The organism is Fulvivirga sp. AWR4_260 (genome assembly GCF_056158185.1).
Window position 1 is genome coordinate 2,035,729 of record NZ_JBSWSU010000015.1, and the last position, 23,991, is coordinate 2,059,719.

General features: G+C 36.8%; 19 protein-coding genes and 1 pseudogene. 15 read left to right on the forward strand and 5 right to left on the reverse strand.

Annotation, left to right across the window (positions count from 1 at the left end; genetic code table 11):
- Positions 1–30 precede the first annotated feature (30 nt).
- The 3 genes from ACXACQ_RS15070 to ACXACQ_RS15080 form a co-directional block, all read right to left on the reverse strand.
- A complete protein-coding gene (locus ACXACQ_RS15070) occupies positions 31–1,404 on the reverse strand; it encodes an alpha-amylase (protein WP_474976786.1) in 1,374 nt (457 codons plus the stop codon).
- Positions 1,405–1,536: 132 nt separating this feature from the next.
- Positions 1,537–2,511, reverse strand: coding sequence for a peptidoglycan DD-metalloendopeptidase family protein (locus ACXACQ_RS15075; protein ID WP_474976787.1), 975 nt, complete (start codon positions 2,509–2,511; stop codon positions 1,537–1,539).
- 37 nt (positions 2,512–2,548) lie between these two features.
- On the reverse strand, positions 2,549–3,535 hold the full coding sequence (locus ACXACQ_RS15080) for a M23 family metallopeptidase (RefSeq protein WP_474976788.1): 987 nt from the start codon (positions 3,533–3,535) through the stop codon (positions 2,549–2,551).
- A 163-nt stretch (positions 3,536–3,698) separates the two neighbouring features.
- On the opposite strand from ACXACQ_RS15080, the gene alaS reads away from it, so the two are divergent.
- From alaS to ACXACQ_RS15100, 4 genes are read left to right on the forward strand one after another with little or no spacing between them, the layout of a single operon-like run.
- On the forward strand, positions 3,699–6,320 hold the full coding sequence (gene alaS / locus ACXACQ_RS15085) for an alanine--tRNA ligase (RefSeq protein ID WP_474976789.1): 2,622 nt from the start codon (positions 3,699–3,701) through the stop codon (positions 6,318–6,320).
- 11 nt (positions 6,321–6,331) lie between these two features.
- Complete coding sequence (gatB, locus tag ACXACQ_RS15090; protein ID WP_474976790.1) at positions 6,332–7,786, forward strand: Asp-tRNA(Asn)/Glu-tRNA(Gln) amidotransferase subunit GatB; 1,455 nt, start codon at positions 6,332–6,334, stop codon at positions 7,784–7,786.
- A gap of 7 nt (positions 7,787–7,793) precedes the next feature.
- The gene (locus ACXACQ_RS15095; protein WP_474976791.1) at positions 7,794–8,933 is read left to right on the forward strand and encodes a redoxin domain-containing protein; all 1,140 of its coding nucleotides are present in this window, start codon (positions 7,794–7,796) and stop codon (positions 8,931–8,933) included.
- The gene (locus ACXACQ_RS15100; protein WP_474976792.1) at positions 8,923–10,425 is read left to right on the forward strand and encodes an HNH endonuclease signature motif containing protein; all 1,503 of its coding nucleotides are present in this window, start codon (positions 8,923–8,925) and stop codon (positions 10,423–10,425) included. Before ACXACQ_RS15095 ends, ACXACQ_RS15100 begins: the two co-directional genes overlap by 11 nt.
- Positions 10,426–10,460: 35 nt before the next feature.
- Here the strand turns inward: ACXACQ_RS15100 and ACXACQ_RS15105 are convergent, their stop codons facing one another.
- Both ACXACQ_RS15105 and ACXACQ_RS15110 read right to left on the reverse strand, forming a co-directional pair.
- The gene (locus ACXACQ_RS15105; protein WP_474976793.1) at positions 10,461–11,336 is read right to left on the reverse strand and encodes an endonuclease/exonuclease/phosphatase family protein; all 876 of its coding nucleotides are present in this window, start codon (positions 11,334–11,336) and stop codon (positions 10,461–10,463) included.
- Positions 11,333–12,349: an endonuclease/exonuclease/phosphatase family protein gene (locus ACXACQ_RS15110; RefSeq protein WP_474976794.1), complete on the reverse strand. Its 1,017-nt coding sequence runs from the start codon at positions 12,347–12,349 to the stop codon at positions 11,333–11,335. Before ACXACQ_RS15110 ends, ACXACQ_RS15105 begins: the two co-directional genes overlap by 4 nt.
- 193 nt (positions 12,350–12,542) lie before the next feature.
- On the opposite strand from ACXACQ_RS15110, the gene ACXACQ_RS15115 reads away from it, so the two are divergent.
- The 11 genes and pseudogenes from ACXACQ_RS15115 to ACXACQ_RS15165 all read left to right on the forward strand — a co-directional run bounded on the left by ACXACQ_RS15115 (position 12,543) and on the right by ACXACQ_RS15165 (position 23,806).
- Positions 12,543–15,269, forward strand: a complete 2,727-nt coding sequence (locus ACXACQ_RS15115) for a TonB-dependent receptor (RefSeq protein ID WP_474976795.1) — start codon at positions 12,543–12,545, stop codon at positions 15,267–15,269.
- Positions 15,270–15,315: 46 nt separating this feature from the next.
- Positions 15,316–16,734 carry a choice-of-anchor J domain-containing protein gene (locus ACXACQ_RS15120; protein ID WP_474976796.1) on the forward strand — a complete coding sequence of 473 codons (1,419 nt, stop codon included), beginning with the start codon at positions 15,316–15,318 and terminating at the stop codon, positions 16,732–16,734.
- An 18-nt stretch (positions 16,735–16,752) separates the two neighbouring features.
- Complete coding sequence (locus ACXACQ_RS15125; RefSeq protein ID WP_474976797.1) at positions 16,753–18,447, forward strand: DUF5689 domain-containing protein; 1,695 nt, start codon at positions 16,753–16,755, stop codon at positions 18,445–18,447.
- A gap of 166 nt (positions 18,448–18,613) precedes the next feature.
- Positions 18,614–18,829, forward strand: a complete 216-nt coding sequence (locus ACXACQ_RS15130) for a hypothetical protein (RefSeq protein WP_474976798.1) — start codon at positions 18,614–18,616, stop codon at positions 18,827–18,829.
- Between the two features lie 199 nt (positions 18,830–19,028).
- The gene (locus tag ACXACQ_RS15135; RefSeq protein WP_474976799.1) at positions 19,029–19,193 is read left to right on the forward strand and encodes a hypothetical protein; all 165 of its coding nucleotides are present in this window, start codon (positions 19,029–19,031) and stop codon (positions 19,191–19,193) included.
- A 170-nt stretch (positions 19,194–19,363) separates the two neighbouring features.
- Complete coding sequence (locus tag ACXACQ_RS15140) at positions 19,364–19,954, forward strand: hypothetical protein (protein WP_474976800.1); 591 nt, start codon at positions 19,364–19,366, stop codon at positions 19,952–19,954.
- A gap of 165 nt (positions 19,955–20,119) precedes the next feature.
- The gene (locus ACXACQ_RS15145; protein WP_474976801.1) at positions 20,120–20,812 is read left to right on the forward strand and encodes an RHS repeat-associated core domain-containing protein; all 693 of its coding nucleotides are present in this window, start codon (positions 20,120–20,122) and stop codon (positions 20,810–20,812) included.
- A gap of 510 nt (positions 20,813–21,322) precedes the next feature.
- Positions 21,323–21,820 (forward strand): hypothetical protein, encoded by a 498-nt coding sequence (locus ACXACQ_RS15150; protein ID WP_474976802.1) that lies wholly within the window; start codon positions 21,323–21,325, stop codon positions 21,818–21,820.
- A 159-nt stretch (positions 21,821–21,979) separates the two neighbouring features.
- The gene (locus tag ACXACQ_RS15155) at positions 21,980–22,285 is read left to right on the forward strand and encodes a hypothetical protein (protein ID WP_474976803.1); all 306 of its coding nucleotides are present in this window, start codon (positions 21,980–21,982) and stop codon (positions 22,283–22,285) included.
- 271 nt (positions 22,286–22,556) lie between these two features.
- Positions 22,557–23,309, forward strand: a pseudogene (locus tag ACXACQ_RS15160) (hypothetical protein); the annotation flags it as partial.
- Positions 23,306–23,806: a hypothetical protein gene (locus ACXACQ_RS15165; RefSeq protein WP_474976804.1), complete on the forward strand. Its 501-nt coding sequence runs from the start codon at positions 23,306–23,308 to the stop codon at positions 23,804–23,806. The pseudogene ACXACQ_RS15160 and the gene ACXACQ_RS15165, both read left to right, overlap by 4 nt.
- Positions 23,807–23,991: the final 185 nt, after the last annotated feature.

Here is a 23,991-nt window from a genome sequence, read left to right on the forward strand (position 1 = left end):
GAGGCTATTTCTGTCAGGTTAAGTATTAGTTTATAACGTAGACCAGATAGTATAGCTATTTGCAGGACATTCAATTTTTACCCATTGATCTCCTTGGGTTGTAGGTTGCCAATTAGAATTTCCAGTGTAATCTTTGATTATAGTATTACTCCAGTTGGTTTGTATCCATCTTTCAACGCTCTGATCAGAGTCATTAAGGTAAACTACTAAACCAGGAGCTCCATTTCTTCTGGCAATATACTCATCATTATCAGCATAGAGAATGGAAGTAGTTCCAACGGCTTTGTTATTATGAATCCATATGAGGTTGATAAGTCTTTCTTTGTCTAGCCACTCTTCATAATCACGATAAAATACAGTTGGGTATCCTTCATGCGTCATGATATAAGCGTATGCATGCATTTTGTCCCATACGATGTCTGTATCGTGATTGGTTACAAATGTAACAGCTTTTTCAGGGTCTCTTTTCCACAGCATATCAGCATTTAGCTTGGTTAAATCATTGCCATCAAATGCTTCGTCTAGTTTATAGTACAGCGCAAAATCGAATGCCGATGCAGTTCGGTCTGTGCTATTTACCCAATCTTGTAAAACTTGAGCATTGCCATCCCAGTTTTCACCTACAGCAAAACCACCAACGCTATTCACCCAGTCTCTTACTACCCAGCCTCCAAAGCCTTTGACATAGTCGAAGCGCCAGCCATCGAAACCTAGCTCATTTTGAAAGGTTTTTGCCATTCCATCTTCTCTATTCCATAGCCAATCCTGAACGTATGGGTTGGTATGACAAACATCAGGAAAGCCTCCAAAATAACCCTCGTCACTGTCTCTGTAGCTGCTAGGGTGAAAGTCATTATAACTTCTGTAGAATTTACCTGAGGCCGGATTAAAATCAGTGTAGGTGTTAGTGCCTGTGTTTGGGTTGTATTCAGATGCTCCACCACTATTGTGGTTTAGTACTATGTCAGCATATACCTCTACTTCATTTTGATGAGCATTATTAATTAGATTAACTAGTTCGGCTTTTGAACCGAAGCGTGTTTCTACAGTTCCATTTTGATCATAATTTCCAAAATCGAAGTAATCGCTTGGGTCGTAGCCCATGGAAGTGGCTCCGGCCATAGCTTTAGAAACGGGAGGCAACCATATGGCCGATATACCAGCACTGCTCCATTCAGCCACTTTACTATTGATAGTGTTGTACCAATTACCTCCTGCAGGCACATCCCAATAAAAGGCTTGCATAAGTACACCGCCTCCAGGACCAAATTGTCTTGCTTCAGTTAAGTTGTTGTTTGCTGTCACATCAACTTCTGGGGCAGATTGTTTCTCAATGGCGGGTTCTGTACATGCCATCGAAAGGGCAATAAGACTCCATTGCCACTTAAAATTTAATTTCAACATAGGTTTAGGATTTAAATTGACCTGAAAGATGCTCAATATCTAAATAAAACCAAACCTATTTTGGATGAATGTGATGAGGAGGCGATAAACAAAAAAAGAGCCGGAGGCTCTTTATAAATTTTCGTGTTATTTTTAGTCTAAAGGAATTGTTTCCTTCTTGCTTATTTCGATTAGTTTTTCGTACTCTTCATTTCCTAGGTCTCTCTGAAAAAAGTTGATAGGATTAATAGGTTTGAAGTTATACAATACTTCGTAGTGCAAGTGAGCTCCCTTTGAGCGGCCGGTGTTACCTACATAACCAATTACTTGCCCGCGTTTTACTGATTCACCCTGATTTACGATGTATTTAGTTAAGTGTGCGTATCGTGTTTGATAACCGTAGCCATGATTTACAAATATTACATTTCCGTATGATGACGATCGGTAAGAGGAAGTTACGAGGCCGTCACCAGTGGCATAAACAGGAGTGCCAATAGGAGCGGAGAAATCTAGGCCATCGTGGTTCATCCATTTATTGAGGATGGGGTGAAAGCGTCTACCAAATGTGGTATGCAGCCTAGTTAATTCTTTGTTGTTGATGGGCTGAATAGCTGGTCGTGAGGCCCACATTTTTTCCTTTTCAGTAAGGACTTTAGATACTTGGTCGTATGATTTACTTTGTATGTAAAGCTTTTTTCTTAGGTTATCTAGCTTTTGCGAGGTGTCAAATATCAGTTCGGGGTCTTCTACTCCGTTATCTTCTAGCTGCTCTAGCTTGTCATGGCCACCCATACCGCCTTCTCTGACTGTAGTGGCTATTGGTTCGGTATCTAAAATGACACGGTAAATCTTGTCATCTTTAAACTGAAGTTCCTTAGCCTTGGTGTAGGCTTCTTCAAGCTCTTCGTTTAACACATCCCATTCTAATCTTATTTTTTGATTCTTAGATTTTAGAATAGATTCTTTAAGCGGAGTGAAGTTAGTACGATACAAATATATTAACCCAAGGGCTATGACGAATGACACCGATAGGAAACCTATAACGTTCCATATCATGGCTTTACCCGTAACCTTTATGGGTTCGTATTTGCACGTTTCAGTATTATAGTAATATCTTATTTTAGCCATTAACTATAAAGTAAAAAGTAAAGTTAAAAAAATAACATTAATCTAGCGACTGATTTTCTCTTTCTGCTAAATTAATTAATTCACTGTACTCATCTTCGTTCAGACCTTGCACCAAAAAATTTATAGGATCAATCTTTTTCCCATCTCTAATCACTTCATAGTGAACGTGTGGGGCAATTGAGCCTCCAGTGCTGCCTACAAATCCTATAACATCGCCTCTTTGTACAGTTTGCCCTTCTTTTACATCAATATCACCTAAATGGGCATATTTAGTTTTATAACCGGAGTTATGAATTATTTCAATATAGTTACCATAACCCGTCTGTAATACGCTTTTATCTTTAACGGTAACCACCTTGCCTTTACCTGTGGCATAAACAGGTGTCCCACGTGGTGCTGAAAAATCTATTCCGGTGTGTTTAACTCTTGCCTTGTGAAATGGGTTTATACGCATGCCAAAGCCAGAAGTTAACCTGGTTAAATCATTATTGTTTATTGGCTGAATTGAAGGTATAGAGCTTAATTTTTCAGTGTTTTTTTTAGCAAAGGCAATGATTTCGTCAAATGACTGGTTTTGTATTCTTGCTTTTCTTTTAATTTTATTTACCTTTTTAAAAGTATTTAAAACTAATTCCTTATCCTTCATGCCCTTTTCCATAATGCGTTTGTATTCTTCCGCACCACCGTGGCCAGCTTCTCTGACTGTTGGGGGCAAAGGTTCTGCCTCATATATTTTTCTGTAAATATTGTCATCGCGCTCTTGAAGGGCGTTGATAACTCTATTTACTTCCACCATTTCATTTTGTAAATCCTCGTAATAGGAGGTAAGTTCTTTATTCTCTTTTTTAAGTTGTGCTTCCTCTGGGGATTCGAAGTAAGTATTATATACTAACACTATTATAACAGACATGACTAATGCCACAGAAAGGAAGCCTAACATGTTTAGTACTACATCTGAAGAGGTAACTTTCGCTCTTTCGTAGCGGCAGGTTTCAGTATCGTAGTAATATTTTATTCTGGCCATTATTATCTAAGCTAAAATCTATTATTTTTGTGCACCTGTCCGTAGAGGAGAGGTATTAATAAATTGACAACGTGAAAGTTAAAGCTTTGGTTTAACTGCAATATATTAATTTTCTTAAAAAAAAGTATTTCGCGCGCAAAAATATCAAATTTTTCTACAATCAATGGATTCTAAATCAATAAGGAAAAAATTTCTCACTTTTTTCAATCAGAAGCAACATCAAACAGTGCCATCGGCACCTCTTGTAAATAAAGATGATCCTACTTTAATGTTTACCAATGCTGGAATGAACCAGTTTAAGGATTATTTTTTAGGAAACGAAAAACCTGAACACTCTCGTGTGGTAGATACTCAAAAATGTCTTAGAGTATCAGGTAAACACAACGATTTGGAAGAAGTAGGCTTAGATACTTACCACCATACTATGTTTGAAATGCTTGGTAACTGGTCTTTTGGCGATTACTTTAAAAAAGAGGCTATAGAGTGGGCTTGGGAGCTGTTGACTGAAGAATTTCAATTACCAAAAGATCGTTTATATGTATCTGTGTTTGGTGGTGATGAAGGTGATAACCTTCCAGTGGATCAAGAGGCATACGATTATTGGAAAAAAATTATTGATGAGGATAGGATTCTTTATGGTTCTAAGAAGGATAATTTCTGGGAGATGGGTGATACAGGACCATGTGGGCCATGTTCAGAAATTCATATTGATTTAAGAAGTGAAGACGAAATAGCCAAACAACCAGGAAAGGAATTGGTGAATGAAGATCATCCTGCAGTGGTGGAAATATGGAATTTAGTTTTTATGGAGTTCAATAGATTGGCTTCAGGGGAACTTAAGTCTCTGCCAGCAAAGCATGTTGATACCGGAATGGGGTTTGAAAGACTTTGTATGGCCATTCAAAAGAAGGCTTCTAACTACGAAACCGATGTTTTTACTCCTTTGATAAACTTTTTGGCTAATAAGGCTGGAGTAACTTATGGAGAGAATGAAAAAATTGATATAGCGATTAGGGTAATATCTGATCACGTAAGAGCCATCTCATTTGCTATTACTGATGGACAATTACCATCTAATACAGGAGCGGGATATGTTATTAGAAGAATTTTAAGAAGAGCGGTAAGGTATGGATATACATTCCTTAATCAGGATAAACCGTTTATTTATGAATTGGTGCCGATATTGGTAGATCAGTTCGAAGAAATATTCCCTGAAATAAAAGCGCAGCAAGAGTTTGTAACTAAAGTTATAGAGCAAGAAGAGGTTTCATTCTTAAGAACATTAGACAATGGACTGAAGAAATTGGAAAGTGTAACTGCTCAGATGAAAGCGGAAGGAACTGAGGTTTTGGATGGTGCTATAGCGTTTGAATTGTACGATACGTTTGGTTTTCCATTAGATCTTACTTCGCTTATTGCCAGAGAAAATGGGTTTACGATAGATGAAGAAGGATTTAAGTCTGAAATGGCAAAACAGAAATCTCGTTCTAAAGCTGATGCGGCTAAAGAAACTGGAGATTGGAATATCGTTAAGGCTGGTGAAGATGTAGAATTTGTGGGTTACGATGATTTAATGGCAGATGCCCATATCTTGAAATACAGAACTATAAAGCAAAAAGGAAAGGATATTTACCAAGTAGTATTGGATAAAACACCTTTTTATGCCGAAAGTGGTGGTCAAGTGGGAGATAGAGGATATTTAGAGGCTGATGGGGAGAAAGTGCATGTAATAGACACTAAGAAGGAGAATAATTTAATTATTCATCTTACGGATAGACTTCCTCAAAATGTAGAGGCGCGCTTTCAGGCGGTAGTAAATGTAGAGAGAAGAAGGTTAACCATGAACAACCACTCTGCTACACACCTTTTGCATGCAGCTTTGAGAGAAGTTCTGGGAGGCCATGTAGAGCAAAAAGGATCTTTAGTAAATGAAAGCTTATTAAGATTTGATTTTAGTCATTTCCAAAGAATGACAGATGAAGAGATAGCTTCAGTTGAAAAAATAGTGAATCAGAAAATTAGGGAGAATATTGCCTTAGATGAACAGCGCAATGTGCCTATTGAAGAAGCAAAATCGATGGGAGCGATGGCGCTCTTCGGAGAAAAATATGGCAAATTCGTAAGGGTAATTACTTTTGATAAAGATTACTCGGTAGAATTATGTGGAGGAACGCACGTAAAGTCTACAGGGCAAATAGGCTTTTTCAAAATCACTTCCGAAAGCTCTATTGCTGCAGGTGTGCGTAGAATTGAAGCTATTACCGCAGAAGCTGCAGAAAACTACATTAACGATCAACTTCAGTTGATAGAAGAAGTGAAGGGCTTGTTGAAAAACCCGAAAGACTTGAAGTTAGCGGTAAGTGTTTTGATAGAACAGAAAAACAAGCTAGAGAAAGAAATAGAGTCACTGAATGCCGGAGAAGCTCAAAATATAAAACAGAATTTATTAAATAAGGTCGAGTCTATCAATGGGATTAATGCTATCATAGAGCAAGTAAAAGTGCCTGCGGGAGATGCATTAAAAACCATTTCATTTGAACTTAAAAATGAAGTAGAGAACTTATTTCTGGTTTTAGCTGCAGAAGTTGATGGTAAACCTCAAATTTCGGTGGTTGTGGCTGACAATTTGGTGAAAGAGAAAGACATGAATGCGGGAAGTATTGTGAGGGAGTTGGCGAAAGAAATTAAAGGCGGTGGCGGAGGGCAACCTTTCTTTGCTACTGCTGGTGGTAAAGATATCTCGGGCTTACCAAAAGTTTTGGATAAGGCACGCGAGATCATTTAATTTAAAACACCATGGACAAATCAATAAGAGAGAAGTACATCGCTGTAATAGGACTTGAAGTACATGCGCAGCTTCTTACCAAAACCAAAATCTATAATTCCGATATTAACGGCTATGGTGATGCTCCTAATACTAATATAGGAGTTATCACCCTCGGCCATCCGGGAACCTTACCTAAGTTGAATACCAAAGTGGTGGAATACGCCATTAAAATGGGATTGGCGTGTAATTGTGAGATTATTAGGGAGCAGATTTTTGATCGTAAAAACTATTTCTACCCAGATTTACCTAAAGGGTATCAGCTAACACAAGATAGAACACCCATCTGTGTGGGGGGGCATGTAAAGGTGTTTCCAAGAAATGGTGAATCTCGAGATGTAATTCTTAATAGAATTCATATTGAAGAAGATGCAGGCAAGTCTATACACCTTGCTGGAGAACCTGATACACTAGTAGATTATAACAGGGCAGGGGTTCCTTTAATAGAAATTGTGACAGAACCGGATATACGAACATCGGAAGAGGCAGCTTCCTTTTTGACAGAAATTCGTAAGCTGGTTCGCTATTTAGATGTCTGTGATGGTAACATGGAAGAAGGTTCTTTACGATGCGATGCCAACATTTCTGTAATGCCTGTAGGCTCTACTACTTATGGTAAAAAGGTAGAGGTTAAAAATATGAACTCTATTCGTAACGTTCAGCGCGCTATAGATCATGAAATAGAAAGACAAATTCTTGAAGTAGAAAAAGGGAATGAGATTTTTTCTGAGACAAGAACCTTCGATGCTAATAATGGAACTACGTCTGGTATGCGTACTAAGGAGGAATTAAATGACTATCGTTACTTTCCAGACCCTGACTTAAGTCCATTACACGTAAGCGATGAGTGGTTAGAGGCTATTGCCGCAGAAATGCCAAGCTTACCAAATGAACTCCAAGAAAAGTATATTAAAGAATACAGTTTACCAGAGTATGATGCACAAGTATTAACTGATACTAAGGAGATTGCGATTTATTTTGAGGAACTTTGCAGTAAGACATCTAATTATAAAGCAGCTTCAAACTGGATAATGGGGCCTGTAAAGTCATATTTAAATGAAGCATCAATTGATATAGCTGAATTTAAATTATCAACTACTAATTTGGCAGAGTTAATTGCTTTAGTAGATGATGATAAGGTAAGCTTCTCGGCAGCTTCACAGAGGCTGTTTCCTGCGCTTATTGAGGCGGAGAACACTTCAGCGTTAAAATTGGCTGAAGAAATGAATTTATTGCAAGATAGTGACAGTGATAGTGTGGCAGCAGTAATAGATGAGGTGCTAGAGGCATTCCCAGATAAAGTGAAAGCTTATCAGAAAGGTCAAAAAGGGCTGATTGGAATGTTTATGGGCGAAGTAATGAAGAAAAGTAACGGAAAGGTAGACCCAAAAATAGCCAATGAGCTATTAAGGACTAAGCTTAACTAAAGATATTATGAATAAATCAATTCTTTTAGGTGGATTATTGCTGTTTTGTGCATGTTCTGGTTCATCTCAAACAGATTCTCAAATTGAAGGTGCAATTACATTATCTGGTAAAGTGGGACATCCTCAGGAAGGCTATATTATCCTTGAAAAATTTCAAGATAATTCAGTTATACCTGTTGACACTATAGAATTAGCCGATAATTATACCTATTCAAAAGAAATTAAGATTAACGGAGCTGATTATTACCGATTAAATTTTTACGGTATGCAGGCGATACCTTTAATATTGGATGACGAAGATATAGAAGTGAATGTAGACGGCAATAACCAGAAAGGATTTGCTGAAGTGAAGGGTTCATCTGACCATAATTTTATAGAAGGGGTTCAGAAAATGTTTCAGGATTTTCAGGGAAGTCCGGAGGTGCAAGAGCTAAATAATAAATTTCTTACCGCTAGGCAAGAAGGTGATAATGCAGCGATGGAAGAGGTGAGATCAGATTACCTTAAGCTAGATGCAAACTTTAAAAATAAAATTAAGCAGAAGATAGATTCTTTAGGGGCCTCTTTGGGAGTTATTGAAATTATGAAGAGTGGTAATTTTCTTGATAAAGATAAAAACCATGATTTCTTTGCTGAGTATGCTGATTTAGTGAAAAAGGAAATGCCAAATTCACCACCAGCACAGCAGTTTGTAAAAGAGGTAGAAGATAGTAAGAAGCTGGCTATAGGGCAGGTAGCTCCTGAGATAGCATTGCCTAACCCAGAAGGAGAAGTGGTTAAACTCTCTTCATTAAGGGGCAATTATGTGATGATTGACTTCTGGGCTAAATGGTGCAGACCTTGTAGAATGGAAAACCCTAATGTAGTTAAGCTATACAATAAATATAAAGACAAAGGTTTTGAAATTTATGGAGTTTCGTTAGATCGTAAAAAAGAGGATTGGTTACAGGCTATAGCACAAGATGGCCTCACCTGGACTCAGGTTTCTGATCTGAAATTCTGGAACTCAAAGGCGGCTAAAACTTATAATGTAACCGCTATTCCTTTCACCTTATTGCTGGACCCAGACGGGAAAATAATTGGCAAAAACTTGAGAGGGCAAGAACTGGAAAACAAGTTGGCAGAAATATTTAATAATGAAGGTTAAACAAAACAAAAGAGGATGGTGCTATCAGGTGAAGGTAGCACTATTTTTTTTCCTCACATCTAGTAATTTTTTAAGCTATGCACAAATACCTACAGGGTATTATTCAGCTGCAGAAAACAAGAGCGGTTATGAGCTGAAGACAGCTTTACACAACATAATAGAAAATGGGCATCAAACGCGTGGTTATGGTGCAATTTGGGATTTTTATACGAATTATTCGTTAGATAATTATTATGAAAAGGATGGGACTATACTAGACATATATAGCGAAAATCCTTTGGCGGCTGACCCTTACAATTTCGTGAAATCTACTAACCAGTGTGGTAATTTTGTTAGTGAAGGAGATTGCTATAATCGAGAACATACTTTTCCAAAAAGTTGGTTTGGAGGTTCTATTGATCCGATGTATTGTGATGTAAATCATATTATGGCTACCGATGGTAAAGTAAACGGTATGCGTAATAATTATCCTTATGGCGAAGTGGGAGGTGCTACTTACACTTCGGCTAATGGGTCGAAATTGGGAAGTGGAGCTAGCGATTTGGGTTACTCAGGAACGGTTTTTGAACCTATAGACGAGTTTAAAGGTGATGTAGCCAGAGCCTGGTTATATATGGCTACAAGGTATGAAGATAAAGTGGTTTCTTGGAATAATAATACAGGGGCTGCAGATGTGCTTGATGGCACTTCTGATCATGTTTATAAAACTTGGGTTGTTAATATGCTGCTTAAATGGCATAAAAATGATCCTGTTAGTCAGCGAGAAATAGATAGAAATAATGGAACTTACGAGTTTCAAGGTAATAGAAATCCATTTATTGACCACCCTGAATATGTAGAATCAATCTGGTCTTCAGATGATAATGGAGGAGGATCTGGAGGTGGAGGTAGTAACAATGGTGACGCTACAGTTACAGTTGCTGAAAGAATGGCAGATTTTGGATATTTGATACATAATGGAAGAACTATTCAGTACTTTAACATTGAAGCTTCAAATTTAACTACAGCTATAACCATTGTTACACCAGAGTATTTTAGTGTATCTACTTCAGGCGACTTGGATAGCTTTACTAACCAAATAGAGCTAGAGCCTAGTGGCAATGGAGCAATTAATACTACAATCTATATTCTTTTTGAGCCTGGTAGTGATAATACCAATTATGACATTGATGATGCCATAAGGTTAACTTCTTCTGAGTTTGACACTGTGTCAATCAGAATTACCGCTACTAGTGATAATGTAATTAGCGGTATAGAAGATGGTTTAGATGCAGCTGTGGATATTTACCCTAATCCGGCTGTGAATAATTTATATCTAAAAGGAGTGAGTAGGGTTGACTATATAACAGTCTATACTGTTACAGGTTTACCGTTTAAGCTGTTAGATGCAGCTTCAAGTTATGATTGTAGAAACTGGCCTAGAGGGTTATTCATTCTAAATGCTGTAATGAAGGATGGATCGAGAAAGGCGTTTAAGGTGCAAATACAATAAATAAAAAAGGGAGATTAAAATCTCCCTTTTTTATTTTAATCAGCTTTAAAACTTGCTATCAGAGGTCTGTGGTCTGAAATGTTTTTCTCATAATCAGGATAGCAGTTATCAATAGCTAAAACATTTACCTGATTAAAATTGTCGAATAGTTCATTAGTAATAAGTATATGATCTAAATGACTAGGCCAGCTTGGGTAACTCCAGTTAGCAGGATTCCCTTTGGCTATTTCCATGTCAGTGAATTTATAATTAGTACTGTCATTAATAATATTGGAGAATTCACTTCTTTCTAAAATTTCACCATTATAATCTCCAACAACGATCACATTTTTATTTGCTAGGTTATTGTCAATGTGTTCTTTTAAATAATAACTAGCCTCAGATCTCTTATCTACACCATCGCTACAACATTTTAGATGTAGAGCTATTACTGTTGCTTCTAGTCCGTTTTTGTGCTTAACAGTTACTTGTACACCAGGCCTAGTGTTAATAGTTTCTATTCTTGAAGTAGAACTTATTTCAGTGATTTCAGAGGTTTTAAATAAAAACCCGAAATTTAGTGAGTATGGCACATCTTCTACTATGGCTTCGTACCCATCTAAGTCATCTCCTATGGCCATAAAGTCTTCTACATTCATAATTTCGATACCAACCATTACATCAGGGCTTATTTCTTTTATAAGCTCTTTTAGTTTTTCAATGTCGGTTTGTTCTGCTGAAAAGTGCTCTATGTTCCATGTAAGCACATCTAGGTTGTTTTCATCAGTGGTCACAAAACAAGGGGCATCAGAATCTCCATATTCAGGTTCATCATCTGGTATAACAATTACGGTGGTGTCATCATCAGAGCAGCTGAATAGAGTTAAGCTTAAGAGCAATAATGTTAAATAGTAAAAATTTGTGCGTTTCATTTACCTATAGTTATTAATGAAGGGAAGTGATCACTGTATCCTCCCTGATATTTGCCGTATGAAAATGTTCTAAAAGGAGCACCTTTATATTGTCCTTCTTGCACCCTCATCCACGCAGGGCCAAAAGGAGTATATGAATCAGGTAAATAGTAATAATTATCTGATTTGCCTTTTAACAGCGACTGAGAGATTATAATTTGATCAAAAAGATTCCAAGTGCCTTTGTAGTACAAAGTGCCATATCCCTTTTTAAAGGTATCTTCAGATGTGTTGTACAATTGTCCTTTTTCGAGCTTACTGATTTTATTGTCAGTATTGAGGTATTTGCTAATGCTCTTGTTGCTAGGGTCATCATTAAAGTCTCCCATAATTATGATTTTAGCATTTGGGTTAATACTTTGAACCGAATCCACCGCATGACGTAGTATCTGGCCGGCAATCAGTCTTTTTTCTTCTTTGCCTCCTCTGCGCGATGGCCAATGGCATACTACCATATTTAAGGTGTCGCCATGAAATAAGCCTTTTGTCCAAAGCATATCTCTGGTTTTAAATTCGGGGTCACTCTCATCTATAAAAGGAATTCTTTTTACCACGAAAGGTTGATAGCTCTTTGGTTTATAGATTAAAGCCACATCTATCCCTCTCAAGTCAGGACTATCAAACTGAACTATTTGATAATGATTGCCTATCAGCTCAGGAGTTGTTACCAGATCCTCCAAAACTTTTCGGTTTTCAATTTCAGCAACTCCCAATATATCGGGGCCACCAGCCATAGCCTTTATTACCGAAGCCATATGCTGAAGTTTTTCATGATAGCGTTCTTGCGTCCATTCATTTTTGCCTTCAGGCAAATATTCTTCATCCTTAATGGCAGGATCGTCTTCAGTGTCAAATAAATTTTCTAAATTATAAAACCCCACAAGGCCGATAGGGGTAGGAGAGTTTTGGGCGCTTAGATGGTTGTAATTTACTCCTAAGCAGATGGTTAATAGTAATAAAAATCTTCCCGTCATACTCAATGTAAAATAATGATGAAATGCAAGTTTAGGTAAAATCCGGCAAAAATAATTCAATGTAAGAAAGTTAATGATTTAATAACATAGCTTTGTAATTGCTTAATAATGATAATATTAAGTTTGTAACCTTTTTGGGAAGACAGTGCTTGTCTCTTAGATTGGATTTAATTATTTACAAAAACTATTCTAAATGGTAAAAAATTTACTAGTTCTCTTATTAGTTACTTTACAAACTACACTGTGGGCTCAGAATGGAAGCATTCACGGTAAAGTGTTAGATAAAGAAACAGGTGAGCCATTAATTGGAGCATCAGTAATTGTAAACGGTACCACCAAAGGAGGCATTGCAGATCTTCAAGGAGAATATCTGATTAAAAATGTGTCTGTTGGGAGCCATATAGTAAAAATTTCATATGTAGGATATGAAGACTTTTCTTTAAAAGTAGAGGTGAAAGAAGGTGAAACTTCAGAAGCTGCGGCAGTACAACTTGCATCTTCAGCGGTTGGTTTGCAGGAGGTTGAGGTGTTTGCTTCTGTGGTTGATGACAGAAAAACTCCAATAGCCGTAACCTCTATCAGCGCAAAAGATATTGATGAGCGTTTTAGTGGAGAGTCTTTGGCTGACATTATGCAGAATACTCCAGGAGTATATGCCACGCAGGGTAATGGAGGCTATGGCGATCAGGAGGTTTATATTAGAGGTTTTGATCAATCTAATATCGCGTTTTTAGTAAACGGTATTCCTGTTAATGACATGGAGGATGGTAGAATGTACTGGTCTAACTTTGCAGGATTGAACGAAGTAACTCGTCAAATGCAGGTACAAAGAGGCTTGGGAGCTTCTAAATTGGCCATAAGTTCTATAGGAGGAACTGTAAATATGATTACTAAGCCCTCTTCTAATAAAGAAGGAGGCAAGATAGAATACCAATTTGGTCAGGGAGCTTGGAATCAGCGCTTGAGATTTACTTACCATACGGGTGAATTTGGAAAAGGTTGGTCTGCAAGTTTTCAAGGATCAAGAACTACTACCAACTCAGCAATAGAAGGACGTGATAGTCGCAAAGGAGGGAGCATGGTGCCCGGTGCTTATGTAGATGCTTGGTCATACTATTTGTCTATTTCTAAGAAGATAAATGATAAGCACCAATTGATGTTTTGGGGTTTTGGTGCGCCAATAGATAGAGGTTCGGCACTTATTGTTGATGAAGAAACCAGAGAGACTTTTAATATAACTGATCCCAATGTAAACAACGCACTTGGTTATTATAAAGGAGACCTTTATAACGTTCGTCAAAATAAATTGCATAAGCCTTTAATGGCCCTTTCTCATTATTGGGATATTGACGCCACTACGCATGTGAGTACTTCTGTTTATGCATCTTTCGCTGATGTATATAGTACTCAGCCGGTAGATGCTGAGAATTCAAGATTTTTACCTTTTAGAAATCCTAATAATCCAGATTTCGGATCTTATGGAGTTGATTTTAATCAAGCATTCACCACTGATGGTCTTATTAATTTTGATTATTTATCCTCTTTTAACCAAAACGAAGCAACTGTTTATAATCCAAATGGGGATATAAATACACCATCATATACAGGTAGAGTTTCAAGATTTTATTCTGAGGCTAGATACAATAAGCATAACTGGTTAGGTTTAATTTCAAATGTTAAGAAGACTATAGGGAACGTAGACTTATTGGCTGGAGTTGATTTAAGAAGATACAGAGGGAGACATTATGCTGAGGTATACGAGCTTTTTGGCGGAGACTTTATTTATAACAAAAGTTCGTATGGCGATGATATGAATAAGCTTGTGTCTAATGACATAGCTAAGGTGGGAGATAAGACCAATTATGATTATGATGGTAATGTAGATTGGGCTGCTATTTTTGGTCAGGCAGAATACAATGGAGATAATTATACAGCATTTGCAACGGCAAGTGTTACTAATACTACTTACGAAAGAATTGGTCGTTTTTGGAATGGAAGAGATATCTATACTACAAATTCTCTTGGGGAGAGTTCTAAAAGAAGCTTTACTACTTACACTTTAAAAGGTGGTTTTAGCTACAGACCTACAAACCGTCATAATGTATATATTAATGGTGGGTATTTCACAAGACCTCCATTTATGCAAAATGCTTTTGCTGATAGCAGGTATAGCAATCTTTATAGAGATGGAATCACTACTGAAAAAATTGCCTCTGGAGAAGCAGGCTACAGTTATAGAACAAGTAGAGTTAAAGCCAATATAAATGTTTATTATTTAAGATGGATGGATCGTACTACTACATATAACTATGATTTAGGCGATGAGAATAATGAAAACTTGCTTAGTTCTGATGTGCCAGGAGTGATCAATGGATTGAGATCTGTACACAAAGGTATAGAAGCTGATTTCTCTTATCAGTTATTCCCATCATTTGATATAGGAGGTTATCTCTCATTAGGTGATTGGCAGTGGGATAATAATCCTACCACGGTATATCAAAATGAAGCAGGTGAAATTTTAGATCAAAAAACTTTAGATATTAAAGGCATTAAAGTGGGTACTTCTGCACAAACTTCTGCGGGTATTAACTTCCATTATAGCGGTATTAAAGATATGTACATTGGTGGTCGTTTAAATTTCTATGATAGAATTCCGATTAGCTTTAGTCCTGAGGATTTATTAGAAGGTTACATTACCAGAGATATCATTAGCGAAGAGTACCCTAGCTATCAGACGCTAAACTTATATGTGGGAAGATATTTTGATCTTTCAGATAAAATATCTGGTCGTATCACTGCTAACGTTCAAAATGTTACGAATGAAAAGTATGTGAGATGGGCGAGTTACTACTCTAATATAGTTCAGAACGGATATGGATATCCTAGAACTTTTAATATTGGCCTATCAGTTCAATTCTAATTGAAGCTTATTTAAATTGACTTAATATCTCTTATTAGCAACAGATATGATAAAATATACATTTCTATTTTCTTTATTAATTGCACTATTTACCTTTTCGTGTAGAGATGAAGAAGATTATATAACAGATGCCGCTACGGCTAATTTCTTTCCTTCAATTGCCGATTCTTTATATGAAGGGAGTGGACCGGAGCGCGTAAAAATAGTTCTAGAAATTAGTAAAATCTTAGGGAAAAGTGGCGGAAGTGTTGTGTTAGATGTATCTAACGCAGGTTATTTAAACCTTGAGCCAGCCCCTGATGAAAACGATCACATTACCTTCAATTTTTCAGGTAATAAGACTAAAGATTCGGTTTACGTAAGAGTCAATAATGATGAAATTTCTACAGATTATATATCTCAGTTCAGAATAGTAGATGTTACAGGAGGTATTGAGGGAATAGGTCCACAAAATACTTTCTATCTATATGTAATGAATGAGGATATGGTTTTTGAAGAGGATTTTGAGGCAGGTTTAGGTAATTGGACAACATATACTCATTCCTTATCTAATTCATGGAAAATGGATGATTTTAATGAAAATAACTTTGCTGTAGCCTCAAATTATGATAGTGATAGTTTAACAAATACTTGGTTAATATCTTCCAGTTTCAATTTTGATAATTATTTTGGGGAGTATCTCACTTTCCAAACCACAACTGGATATAATACAAGTAATAATCTTTTAGAGGTTTATGTAATCCAAGACTATAATGGAGGAGATCCTGATGATGCTACTAAGATTAAACTGAACCCAGCTTTAGATCCTAAAAGAGGCTCTGGTTATGGTACTTTTACTGATTCAGGGGTATTAGATTTATCAAATATTGAAGGAGAAGGATATATAGCTTTTCACTTTGTAGCTGTGGATGCACAAGATGGAGCTCAGTGGCAGGTAGATAATGTAAAACTGAGTGGTGTTTTAATTAAAGAGGATAACTCTATATACTCTGAAGAGTTTGATAATTGTGATGCGCTCAACTCTTTTACGGCCTATAGTGTTTCGGGAGACGAAACTTGGGAGTGTATTGATGAGGGACAGTCTGGAGGTGGTGTAAGAGCCAGTGGATATGCCAATGGAGTAAATAATATAAATGAAGATTGGCTTATCAGTCCATCAATTTCGCTCGAAGGTTTAACTACTCCGTATTTTTCAATAGATGTCGATAAACGTTTTAAAGGTAGCGACATTCAGTTTTTAGTGTCTACAGATTATGATGGCTCGTCAGCACCTTCTTCAGCCAATTGGACAGAAGTTCAAGGAACTTTAGATACTAATATTGATGCCTATAATTGGGTGTCAACAGGTAGTATTTCCTTAAGTCAATTTGCAGGTAGCCAAGTATACATAGCTATAAAGTATACAAGTACAGCAAGCGCTGCGGCTATGTGGAGTTTAGATAATTTTGTTGTTACCAGAAATTAATTCAAGCATAACTGTAATATGATGAAAAATTCAACTTTATTAAAAACTAAGCGCGTATTCAACTATTTGTTAGGTGTGATCGTGGTGCTGACTGCATATAGTTGTAGTGACGATGATGATATGCTTGAGCCTGTTGAAGCTACCTTTATTAAAGATTATACAACTGTTACTAATAAAGATGTAATTCCTATAGTATTAAGTGAAAATGCGTTAAATGGAGGAAGCTTTACTGTTGAACTTACTGGCGGTACTTACGGAACTGACTATACCACTTCCCCTTCTGCAGAGAACGGTACAATAACTTTTGATGTAGACGCTGGTGATAAATTTCTAGCATTTGATATTGTAGTAAAGAATGATAATGTAAATATTAAAGCCACTATATCAAGTGCTAGCGGTGGAGTAATTTTAGGTAAGACTTTAGTGCAGGATTTAAGACTTGTACTTGATGAGGGAGGAGAAGAGGAGCCAGGAGAACCTGGAGAGCCAGAGGAGCCAGAAGCTCCTGAAGTAACGAAGACTATTGCCGAGGTTAGAGCTCTCTACAGTGGTAGCGTCATTGAAGTTGAAGAAAGTGATATTATTTACGGTATTGTTACTTCCATAGTGGGCCCTACTAATAATCAGAATATTTATATCCAAGATGGAACAGCTGGTATAGTTGTGCGTTTTGATGAAGCGCATGGTTTTGAGCAAGGCGATCAAGTTTGGGTCGATCTTTTAGGGGCAAAAATTAAAGACTTTAATGGTTTGTTACAAATAGAAGTCCCCTTAGTAAATGGAGGATTGGCTGGAAAACCAGGTCTGCCTGCACCTAAAGCGATTACTATTGCCGAATTAAATTCTGGAGACTATGAAGCCCAATATGTTCAAATAAGTAATGTTACTTATAAAGCTGCAGATGGTACTGTAACGTTCAGTGGTGCTCAAAATATTACTGATGGATCAAACTCTGGGGTTACCTACGTATCTGCAGGTACACCTTTTAAGACAGATGCGTTGCCTCAGGCTACTGTTAATATCAAAGGGCTAGTGGGAGTTTATAATGGTACATTCCAATTAATGCCACAATTAAGGACTGATATAGAAGAACAAGGAAATGGAGGTGGCGGAGGCAGTGATTTAACTTTGTTTTTCTCTGAGTATGCTGAAGGTAGTTCTAACAATAAATATCTAGAGATTTATAACCCAACTAATGAGATTATAGATTTGAGCGGTTATGGATACCCTAATGTTACCAATGGAGCAGAGTCAGAAGGAAATTATGAATATTGGAACTCTTTTCCCGAAGGAGCACAAATTCAACCGGGAGGAGTATATATTATCACACATTCATCTGCAGATGTAGATAATATATTGCCTAAGGCAAATGAGACTTCAAAAAGGCTTAGTAATGGGAATGATGGTTTTGCTTTGGCTAAAGTAGGAGATTGGAATGATGCCAATGAAAATGGGCTGATAGATGCAGGGGAAATGACTAATTATGAAATAGTAGATATGATAGGAGATTGGCAGGCTGACCCAGGAAGTGGTTGGGACGTAGCTGGTGAGTCTGCAGCTACAAAAGATCATACATTAATAAGAAAGCCATCTGTTACTCATGGTAATGGTGGCGACTGGACTACTTCTGCTGGTACTGATGCTGATAATTCAGAGTGGATAGTGAAGCCTATAGATGACTGGGACGATTTAGGTCAACATACGATTAATTAAGCTAAAGCTTGAATCATATAAAAAAGCCACTGCCGGAAGGTAGTGGCTTTTCTTGTTTATATTTCACCGTATATTTTGAATGGAGAATGATTGCGGTTCATTACCTGAAAAAACCATTTATGTGTTGCTTTAATGTTAAATTTATATGTAATATAATTACATATAAATGAGATTGGTACATATTCTAATAGCTTTAAGGAGTATATTTGAAGGAGTGCTAGGTCTAGCCATTGAGGAAAGAAGCATAAACCGCGAGGAGTTAAGATACCGATATCAAGGTGACTTTGCCGAAAAAGACGAAGAAACAGGCTGGAATAGTTTTGATTTAAGGATGTATGATCCTGTTATTGGCAGGTGGATGCTACTGATCCTAAAAAAGTAGGCTTTTCATCTTATATTGAGATAGGTAACAATCCTTTAAAAATGTATGATCCGGATGGGCGAGATCATTTGGGAAATAAATCTTTTAAGAATGGTCAGTTCCTAGGTGATTTAGTTGGTGTCGCTATGAGTGTGCCGAAGTATATTTAGGGAAAACTATAGCTACAGGAGGAGCTATAGGAGGGGTAATAACACCTCCAATGGGAGGAGGGGCTCTAGCAGCTGGTGCAATTGCAGTAGGTGGGGTAGCCATTGCTACAGAAGGTGTGGTCACGACTGGTATAGCGTTAGTAAATATTCATAATTCTTATCATAAATTTGCAAAAAGAGGTAAGAATAATGGTAAGTTAACTCCTGACGACTAGATCGATTACGCCAGCAGCGCCAGAATGGTACTATCAGTAAAAAGGACGCTCAAAAACTAAAAGACACGAAAAAAATACAGGAGAAAGAGGTTCAAGACATAATAAAGGTGGTAGTAAAAAATAAAAAACTTGCGCAAAGATTAATTTCACTTGAATATCCAATAGCTAGCATGGCCCTGAGGGAGGTGTTGACTAATTCAAGTGCTAGAAATCAGTTAAGCATTGAAGATGTTATTTATATTCTTAATATACCTGAAAAGTCCTTAATAGGTGACTTCCTGATCGAATATGCTTATTTTACCGAAGAGCAGAGATCATTTATTGAGTCCTATATTATAGCTAATCTTAATGATGAAGACAGAGATTTTGTCTCTGATTTAATAGATTTTGCCACCATAGAAAGTTTGAATTTGCCTTATCAGACATGCATTAATTTTCTCAAAAATAATGCTGAAGAAGAAAGCTATGTAGTATCTTCAGTATTGTCCTATTTAATAAGTCAGCCAAAGTTCAATTACATAGAAAGATTATTTGTTGCACTGACTAATATACTGGAAGATGGAAGCTTTTATCAAAATGCACAGCTAAAAGCTGCATTTTGTCTATTTCGAATTACTCAAGACAAAAAGTATTTGCAAGAAATCATTAAATTGACTGAAGAAGGTCAATCAATGAATAAAGAATTACTAAAAAATATGTTATCAATTGATTTTAATAGGAGTAAGTATTTTTCTGTACGAGAATTAGAAAAATATAGATAGTAGCTACCCCCCAACTGGTCGTAGCGTCCGCTAAGACCAATCTGTGCATACAGGTAAGATATAAGATGCAGACTTTTAAAAGAGGTCTGGTTTTTTTAGAATAAGCCAACGTGGTAGAAGCGGAAGCTAGCATGTATTCTTATCGATTTAAGGCTTATATTTAAAGTGGGATTAGGGCTAGCCATAGAGGAAAGAAGCATAGACCGAGAGGAATTTAGATACGGATATCAAGGTGACTTTGCAGAAAAAGACGAAGAAACAGGCTGGAATAGTTTTGAATTCAGAATGTATGATGGGGGTATTGGGAGGTGGATGACTACTGATCCTGCTGGGCAATACTATAGTTCTTACTTGGATATGGGCCATAATCCGGTTAGTTTGATTGATCCTGATGGGAGTTTCTCTAAATTTGGAGCATGGTGGAGAAATGGATTTAGAATGAACGGTGTATGTGAATCAGGAGGAGAGTGGGGGTATTCTAGATCTTTTACTTATACAGATCATTCCGAATTTGGTACCTTAACAGCTGTTGGTTATGAATTCATTTACCAATCAGATGGGCTGTCTTTTTTTAGAAATGTGGATGTTTTATTTTGCGGGAATGTGGAAGCAACTGGAAGCTATGGGCTACTTAGTTATGGAGATATAGGGGTGTCTGGTTATAAAATTGATCTTTTATCTACGGATGTGATAAATTGGAAAGCTGAAGCAGAATACAGTGTTAATAATTTAGAAGGAACATATGGAGACAAAGTTACATGGTGGGGGTCAGATGATAATAGTGATAAAGTGGCAATAAATCATTTAGCTGTTGTTGAGGTCCCATCAATTGGAGGAGTAAAGATAACAGTGCATTAATATATGTTTTTAGAGAAGGTGATTATGTTTTTGTTCTGGTGTGGGCTGCTAGGCTATATAAAGAATATTTTGCATAGAAAGCTATATACTAGACTAGGCAAAACTAATTCTAAGAATAAGGTTCATTACGGATCTTTTAGTAAATTCAATACAGATTCATTCTGGGACTATAATCTGAATGAGATAATGTTCTTTTTCCCTTGGTTTGTTCTAAATAATACAAGTGGAGATTTTGTGGCGAGAAATTATAAGATAGCGATAAATATTTTAGTTACTTTAATATATACTTCTTTGTTTATTGCTCTTTATAATATGGGAAAAGTTGCCAGTTAGTGTGAGTTTCTCTGGCTGGTCCCCAACTGGTCTTAGCATCCGCTAAGACCAATCTGTGCATACAGGTAAAATAGAAGAACCAGACTTATATCAGGGTCTGGTTTTTATTAGAATAAGCTAATGTGGTAGAAGCGGAAGCTTGCATTTATTCTTATCGATTTAAGGCTTATATTTAAAGTGGGATTAGTTTTAGTCATAGAGGAAAGAAGCATTAAATACGGGTATCAAGGTAACTTTGCTGAAAAAGACGAAGAAACAGGCTGGAATAGTTTTGAACTCAGAATGTATGATGGGGTTATCTTTATGTACGGCCATGACCGCGGAAGGTTTGCAGATGGAATGCGATCTTGGGCCGATGGTGTACGGGATAATGTAATGACCAATACCCAATTTATGCGTGATTGGTCACAAGAACAAAGTAATGCTCTCACAGAAGCCAATAGAATAGTAAATTCCGCTATGCAACCTGCTATTGCTGAACGGGTTGGCGTGATGAAAGATTTGTATACTATTCAAGCGATGGCAGGTGGTTCGGGAATGGATAGCGGCTTACGGTTAGCAACAAATACTTTGACTCTGCAACCATCAGTTCCCTCGGTTATAGGCAAAGGCTATGAAGCTATTGCTAAACTAACAGTTCATATAAAAAAAAACATGATTACGAAGAGTCCTTAATGCTACGTCAAAGGGAGATTGGGTTAAAGTTTATGAAGTAGGAAGGATAAATGAAGCAAAGGTAGAAACACACTACTTTAGAAATAACAGGAATGGTAAAGTCTTTGACGTGAAACAGAAGTATAATAACTGGCATCAAAGGCAGTTTAGAAGGTTGTTATGAAAGATTTAATATTCTCAGTAAAACAACAGCACGATGGCTGTAAAATTTTCCAAACTGCTATGCAGGATTGGCCAAATCATGTTGATACAGCTTCTCAATATATTGTTGAAATTGAGAAACTAATTAATGATGGAGTTTCAAAAAAAGAAATTGAGAAATTTTTAAATAACGTTGACTACAATAAAAACGCATGGGAGGCAGAATCACTAAGTCAATTGATTGAACTTTATGCTATTTTTGATAGCAACATAACTCTGCGGGAGATTGAGCGTAATTTAAATTGTAAGAATATTCAAGAGTAAGAAATATGGTTGTTATTAGCCCCAACTGGTCGTAGCGTCCGCTAAGACTAATCTGTGCATACAGGTAAATATAATATGCAGACTTTTAAAAGAGGCCTAGTTTTTATTAGAATAAGCTAACGTGGTAGAAGTGGAAGCTCGCATGTATTCTTGTCGATTTAAGGCTTATATTTGAAGTGGGATTAGGGCTAGCCATTGAGGAAAGAAGCATAGACCGTGAGGAATTTAGATACGGATATCAAGGTAACTTTGCGGAAAAGACGAAGAAACAAGCTGGAACAGTTTTGAATTGAGGATGTATGATGCGATTGTGGGTAGGTGGGCAACGATTGATCCTAAAAATCAATTCTTTTCGCCTTACAATGGCATGGTTAATAATCCAGTTAATGGAGTTGATCCAAACGGAGGTGAAGTGTTAGATGACTATCATATTGATTCGGATGGGAATATTTTGAATGTAGTTCGGACGGAGGACACTTTTGATAGAATTATTCAAGATGGTAATGAAATTTATAGAACGGCAGAAGGGACATATCTACAGAATTTTACGAGCATGTTTAATGCAGTTGTGAACAATACTGAAATAACTTTTACGGATTTAGCTCGAAAAATTAAAGGTGAGTATTTTTATAAGACTGGTGGTTGGCTGAAATCTTATGACAGGCTTAAAGCATTTAATGATATGGTTACTGATGGTGCTGTGATGGATTTAAAGACACATGGTATGGGTTTTAAAGAATTGGGAGAATATTCTATATATGGTGGAACAATTTTTAGGTATGATGATTATGGAAACTATAATTATGGAGTAGCAGCTCAGGCCTTTGAACTAAGTCAATTTATTGCCCAATTGGGAGCTGGGCTAAATCAATTGTCTAAAGGCTTTGAATGGGCTTATATAAAAAGTGGTGATTTACACGGCTTACCGACAATACGAAGAAATAGTTATCCATTAGGATGCCCCGGTTCTTATTTTGATGAGGCAAGAGACAATTCAAGGATTAATCAAGGCTATAGAAGATGAGATTTTTTATTTACTCTATTCTTAGCTTATTTTTTTCTTCATGTGGATTTAATGAAGGAGGAACAAGGATTGAAATTGATCCTAAAGATTTGTCTCGTGTCGATTCAATAATGCAAAGTCAGGTTAGTTTAATAAAAAGCTTAAGAAAACCGGATTCTGTCCGTGTTGCTGGCTGGGAATTTATTAATGATGTTTTTTATTTAAATAACATTGCAGATTCTTTAATAACTGCAGAATTTTTAAGTGAATGGAACTTATCTAATGAGGATTACAAGATTTTGAAGCAAGGTTCATCAGAATTAGTTGAATATGGATTTTGCGGAGCTGTTAATGTTGCCTATGACCACACACTAGCATTTATGTATGCCTGTGATTTGACAGGTTTTGATGTGAAAGAACGTATAATCATGTTAAAACCACAATATTTAGATGGTAGCTTTCGAAAATCATTCAAAGTTGTGTTAGCTGAGAATCAGTATATGGTTATGGGATATTAGCCCAACCTAGCGCGCGTAGCTAAGCTGTACGCGTACCCCAACTGGTCGTAGCGTGCGCTAAGACCAATCTGCGCATACTGGCAAAATATAAGATGCAGACTTTTAAAAGAGGCCTGGTTTTTATTAGAATAAGCTAATGTGGTAGAAGCAGAAGCTCGCATGTATTCTTATAGATTTAAGGCTTA